This is a genomic window from Actinotalea ferrariae CF5-4 (assembly GCF_000603945.1).
GTDB lineage: Bacteria > Actinomycetota > Actinomycetes > Actinomycetales > Cellulomonadaceae > Actinotalea > Actinotalea ferrariae.
This window is the reverse complement of sequence record NZ_AXCW01000171.1, coordinates 1-5,411: the sequence shown is the minus strand read 5'-3', so window position 1 is coordinate 5,411 and position 5,411 is coordinate 1. Positions and strand designations below refer to the sequence as shown.

Below are 5,411 nucleotides of genomic sequence, written 5' to 3'. Positions count from 1 at the left end.
TCCAAGATCCGGGGGTAGGCCCCCCCACGGCGGTCGACTGCAGCACGGCGAGTGCGACCCAGCCGACGGGCGACCCCACGGCTGCGTCGGCCCACCACAGGTGCGGCAGGAAGAACGCGAGCCCAAACACCGCAGCAGTGATGAAGCCTCGCGGGACGGAGTCACGCCGCAGGGCGAGGACCAGCAGCGCCATGCCCACGTACGCCATGGGCCACCAGGACTTGCTCGGGAACGCGGTCTCGGTGACCAGGCCACCCAGGGCCGCTGTGCACAGAGCCGCCCATGACGGGAGGGCCCGCCACGGGCGGCTCTGAGCGACAGGAGCTGCCGGCGAGGGGCGACGACGCTCAGTGGTGCTGGTGCTCGATGGCACCGTCGCGGTCCCTCACCTCGGAGTCCGGCCGGTCCTGCGCAGCACCCTGACCGGTGTGGCCTGCGTGACCGCGGCTCATCATCCACATCATGCCGACCATCATGAGGGGGCAGACCAGCAAGATCGCCCACAGGCCGGCGTTCCCCACGTCGACGCCCGCGACCAGGAGCGCCGCGAAGATGACGGCTCCCCCGATCAGCATGTGCTTCAGATGACCCTTCATGGTGTTCCTCCCGTTGTTGTCGCGGCCTGCGCCGCGAGCTCCTCCCGGACGGCCCGGTAGGTCGCCGGATCGATGTCACCGGCGGCCAGGCGCGCGTCCAGGATCGAGCGTGCGTCCGCCACAGGCTGTGCCGGGAAGAGTCGGCTGACACCCCACACGACGACCGCGACGACCACGACCCAGAAAGCAATCATGGACAGCCACCCGCCGGCGCCCATCTGACCGCACCAAGGACCCATTGCTGTCTCCACCTGTTCTCCTGGCGCCGGATCGGCACCTGAACCCAGGCTCGCCGACCCGGATCAAGAACCCGCACCGGTCCCGTGAAGACTTGCTGAAGGTCGAAGGACGGTGCCCCGTTCACCCGCGGCAGACCGCTCTTCACCGTGGCTCGTGGCTCGAATCGTCGGACGCGCCTACCGACTTCCCGGCGTCCGGGAGGTTGGCCTGCCAGTCGGCCGCCACGAGGCCTTCGCAGTGGCTGGTGCGCATGGCCTGCACTCCACCGCGCCTTCATTGAACCTTCATCGGCCACCCTGGGGATCATGGTTCTTCGTGACGCAGTCTGGGGAATGTTCCAGGCCCGTTCGAGCCCATCACCGACGGATCACTGCCCGGCCACTGATACGAGGAGCTCAATTCCGATGACCCATGCACGCCGCTTGCCCCGTGCTACCGCCGCAACCACGGCCGTCCTGCTGACACTGACGCTGGCCGCGTGTGGCGGCGCAACGGTCGATGAGGAGACCGCGCCGGCGGCACCGGCGCCGTCCCCGTCGTCTGGAGCTGAGGACGCCGCGACGGCCGAGGTCTACAACGACGCCGACACCGAGTTCGCGCAGATGATGATCGTGCACCACGAGGGTGCGGTGGAGATGGCGGAGCTCGCGATCGAGGAGGCCGAGGGCGACGAGGTCCGCGCCCTTGCCCAGCGCATCGCCGCCGCGCAGGGTCCGGAGATCGAGACGCTCACCGGCTGGCTCGGCGCGTGGGGCCAGGAGCTACCGGGCGAGATGGACATGGGCGGCATGGACCACGGTGCGATGCAGATGGACGGGATGGACCAGGAGACGGTGATGGCCGAGCTCTCCGGCCTGTCGGGCAACGACTTCGACCGCCGGTTCCTCGAGGTGATGGTCGAGCACCACCGCGGTGCGATCGAGATGGCCGAAGAGCACCGCGCCGAGGGCGAGAACGCTGAAGCCCTCCGCCTCTCCGGATCGATCATCGACGCCCAGACGCTCGAGATCACCGAGATGACCAACCTGCTCCGTGCTCTCTGAACGCATCGAGTCGGTGCAGTCGCCTCACCTGATGCGCTCCGCTGCGCGCCGTTCTTCATCGAGGCTTGATCGCCCGCCTCGTGATCCTTCATCAGCCCAGGGAACGCTGGAAGTGTCCGCAGCGAGGGGCGCGCACCCGGCGCGCCACCGACGGACCCACCGGCGGGAACTCCACCGATGCAACCTGTCCTCTTCTCCGTCCTGGGCCTGGACATCCAGACCTACGGCCTCAGCAAGGCGCTCGCCGCACTGGTCGGCGCGTTCCTCCTGGGTCGCGCCTTCCAGCGCCGCGGCTACAGCAAGGACGTCGCCCACAGCCTGGTGCTGTGGGCGACGCTCGTCGGCTTCGCCGCCGCGAAGGTCTACTACCTCGCCGAGCAGCTGCCCGACATCACCGCCCACGACTTCGCCGGCACCGGGTTCACCTGGTACGGCGGGCTCCTGGGCGGCATCGCAGCCGCGCTGGTCGTCGCGCGGCGCAATGGCCTACCCATCGCCGACGTCGCCGGCCTCACGGCCGTGCCGCTGACAGTCGCGTACGGCATCGGCCGACTGGGCTGCCTGCTGTCCGGTGACGGGACCTACGGCAGGCCCACGGACCTGCCTTGGGGCATGTCCTTCCCGAACGGTGTGGTCCCCACCGACGTGCCGGTGCACCCCACTCCGTTGTACGAGGCGCTGGCCGCCGTGGTGATCGCACTGCTGCTCACGCGGTTCGCGCGCCACGTCCGCCTGCCGGTGGTCTTCGCCGGGTACCTCGTGCTCAGTGGTGCGGCCCGCTTCCTGGTCGAGTACCTGCGGATCAACGACTCCACGCTCCTGGGCATGACCCAGCCGCAGCTGTGGGCGCTGGTCAGCATCGCCGCAGGGCTCGCCGTCATGCTCAGGGCTGCGCGCACGGACGCCCGGTCGCGATCGCGCGGGGACGGGCCTCCGGCCGGCGCAGGTGGGACGGTCCTCGACGGGACCGAGGCTGCGGTTGCGGGCGGACGGTGATGGACGCCGACCTCATGGCCCGGGTGCTCACCGGTCGACGCACGCTCGCCCGCCGGGACACCTGGACCCGCGAGGAGCTCCTGGCATTCCAGCAGCACCGACTGGCGGCCGTGCGTGCGCACGCGCTGCACCGGTCACCGTTCTACCGGCGCCAGCTGACCGGTCGGGAAACGGCGCCGCTGAACGATCTGCCCCCGGTCTCCAAAGCTGCCCTCATGGCCCAGTTCGATGACGTCCTGACGACGCGCGACATCCGGCTCGCGGACGTCGAACGGCATCTACGTGACCTGACCACGATCGATGGTGACCCGGGACGACCACTGCATCGTCGATGGTGGACAGCAGCGACCGCGGGCACGACCGGGCGCCGCGGCGTCTTCCTCTGGGACCGCGCGGAGTGGGGCGCCGTCCTGGTCTCCTATGCGCGCGCCACCCACTGGGCCGGCGTGCGTGCCGGGCTCCTCGCCCCCGTGAAGACGGCCGTGGTCAGCTCACTCGTGCCGACCCACCAGAGCGCGGTCGTGGGGGCCTCGCTGCGCTCACGCACCGTCCCCACCGTGCGGCTGGACGCCCGTACGCCGCTCGGTGAGATCGTCGCGGCGTTGAACAGCTTCCAGCCGCGCCTCCTGGTGGGCTACCCGTCGGTGCTGCGGCCACTCGCACAGGCCCAGCTCCAGGGCGTTCTGGACATCCGACCGGAGGCGGTCATGTCGGCCTCGGAGGTCCTCACTGACCGCGCTGCACGTGACATGCAGCGGGCGTGGTCCACACTGCCGAACGACGTCTACGCCGCCACCGAGACGGCTGGCATCTCCTCACCGTGCCGGCTGGGCAACCGGCACCTGTACGAAGACCTCGTGATCGCTGAGCCAGTGAGGGCCGACGGCACCCCGGTCGAGGACGGCACAGCGGGTGACCACCTGCTGGTCACGGTGCTCTTCGCCCGCACTCTCCCCCTCATCCGGTACGAGCTGACCGACCGGGTGGCCCTCAGCCCCGAGCCGTGCCGCTGCGGACTGCCCTTCCGGGTCCTCGCCTCGATCGAGGGCCGACAGGACGACGTCCTCCTCCTCCCCGGTCCGGACACCCCGGTCGCCGTCCACCCGATCGTCTTCCACGCCGTCCTGGACAACGCCGACGTCACCCAGTGGCAGGTCGAGCAGCATCACGACCACATCCTGCTCCGCGTAGTACCCGCCACCGACCGGCTCGACGTCACGGGGCTCAGAGAGCAGCTCACGGCAGACCTGCTCTCGGCCGGAACCCGTGTTCCGGTCCGCGTGGAGACCGTCCCCCTGATCCCCCGAACAGCACTAGGAAAGGCGCCGCTGATCCGGCGAATGCCGTGACTCCACACCCGGGGGTCATGCTCAGCGACGGCGCGCACGAGGTCAGCAGCCACTCTGACGGAGCAGCCGGCGGTGCGCCGGTCGCACGGAGAAGGCGCCGGCGACTTCATCGCACGACGCTGGTGCTGGCGAGCCTCTTGGCCCCGATCGCCGCTCTGACGGGGCTCGGCCTCGCTGAGCTGTGGCCCACCGACGACCCGCCGGCGACAGGCGTCGTCGCGGTGGCCGCCGAGTACCCCCGGGCCGAGGTCGTCGAGGCGTCCAGCGAGAGGTGCGGCGGCTCGAACGAGGACCGCAGACCGGACGGGGCCATCCCGGCGGAAGTGGACTGCACGCTCCTCACCGCCCGGGTCACCACCTCCGACGCTGTCGGGCAGAGTGTCCAGGTCTGGGCCCCCGCCCTGATCCGCCCAGAAGACCTTCCCCCCGGGACCGCGATCGTCCTGGTCAGGTACCTGCAGACCGCCGGCGAGCCGGAAGCATGGGCCTGGTACGACTACGCCCGCACCGTGCCGCTGGGGGTCCTGGCTGTGCTGTACGGGGTCGTTGTCGTCGCCGTGGCCGGCATGCGGGGACTGCGCGCTCTCCTCGGACTGGCCTTCGCCTCGGTCGTCATCGCCGTCTTCGTGCTTCCCGCTCTGCTGCAAGGCAGCGACCCGCTGCTCGTGGGGCTCACCGGTTCCTCCGCCATCATGTTCGTCGTCCTCTACCTCGCCCACGGCCTCTCACGCCGGACGACAACGGCGCTGCTGGGCACCTTCGCCGGGCTGGGCGCGACCGCAGTGCTCGGTGCGGTCGCGGCAAGGTCCGCACGGATCAGCGGCATCTCGGTCGAGGAGAACTACCGCCTGGCGCAGCTGACCGGGAACCTGGACGGTACAGCACTACGCGGCCTCTTCCTGGCCAGCGTCGTGCTGGCAGGGCTGGGAGTCCTGAACGACGTGACGATCACACAGGCCTCCGCCGTCTGGGAGCTGCGTGCAGCCGACCCCCATGCGGGTATCCGCGACCTGTTCTCGCGCGGCATGCGCATCGGACGCGACCACATCGCCTCCACCGTCTACACGATCGCGTTCGCCTACGCCGGTGCAGCGCTGCCAGTCCTCCTCCTCGTGCAGGTGTACCGCCTGCCGGTGATGCAGATGATCGGGAGCGGTGAATTCGCCGAAGAGATCGCACGCACCCTT

General features: G+C 70.0%; 6 protein-coding genes and 1 pseudogene. 4 read left to right on the top strand and 3 right to left on the bottom strand.

Features of this window, described 5'->3' with window-relative positions; genetic code table 11:
* The 3 genes and pseudogenes from N866_RS22780 to N866_RS13485 form a co-directional block, all read right to left on the bottom strand.
* Nucleotides 1–373, bottom strand: a pseudogene (locus N866_RS22780) (apolipoprotein N-acyltransferase); the annotation flags it as partial.
* Entirely contained in the window at nt 348–596 is a 249-nt protein-coding gene (locus N866_RS13490) for a hypothetical protein (protein WP_034227224.1), read from the bottom strand. The gene N866_RS13490 and the pseudogene N866_RS22780, both read right to left, overlap by 26 nt.
* Nucleotides 593–835: a hypothetical protein gene (locus N866_RS13485; protein ID WP_034227237.1), complete on the bottom strand. Its 243-nt coding sequence runs from the start codon at nt 833–835 to the stop codon at nt 593–595. The genes N866_RS13490 and N866_RS13485 overlap by 4 nt, the downstream gene beginning before the upstream one ends.
* Before the next feature lie 405 nt (nt 836–1,240).
* Between N866_RS13485 and N866_RS13480 the strand changes: the two genes are divergently transcribed.
* The 4 genes from N866_RS13480 to N866_RS13465 form a co-directional block, all read left to right on the top strand.
* Nucleotides 1,241–1,879, top strand: coding sequence for a DUF305 domain-containing protein (locus tag N866_RS13480; RefSeq protein WP_034227221.1), 639 nt, complete (start codon nt 1,241–1,243; stop codon nt 1,877–1,879).
* A 177-nt stretch (nt 1,880–2,056) separates the two neighbouring features.
* Complete coding sequence (locus N866_RS13475; protein ID WP_052023043.1) at nt 2,057–2,875, top strand: prolipoprotein diacylglyceryl transferase; 819 nt, start codon at nt 2,057–2,059, stop codon at nt 2,873–2,875.
* Complete coding sequence (locus tag N866_RS13470) at nt 2,875–4,224, top strand: phenylacetate--CoA ligase family protein (protein WP_034227219.1); 1,350 nt, start codon at nt 2,875–2,877, stop codon at nt 4,222–4,224. The genes N866_RS13475 and N866_RS13470 overlap by 1 nt, the downstream gene beginning before the upstream one ends.
* A 17-nt stretch (nt 4,225–4,241) precedes the next feature.
* A partial coding sequence (locus N866_RS13465; protein ID WP_155855370.1) for a YibE/F family protein occupies nt 4,242–5,411 on the top strand: 1,170 nt, incomplete at its 3' end.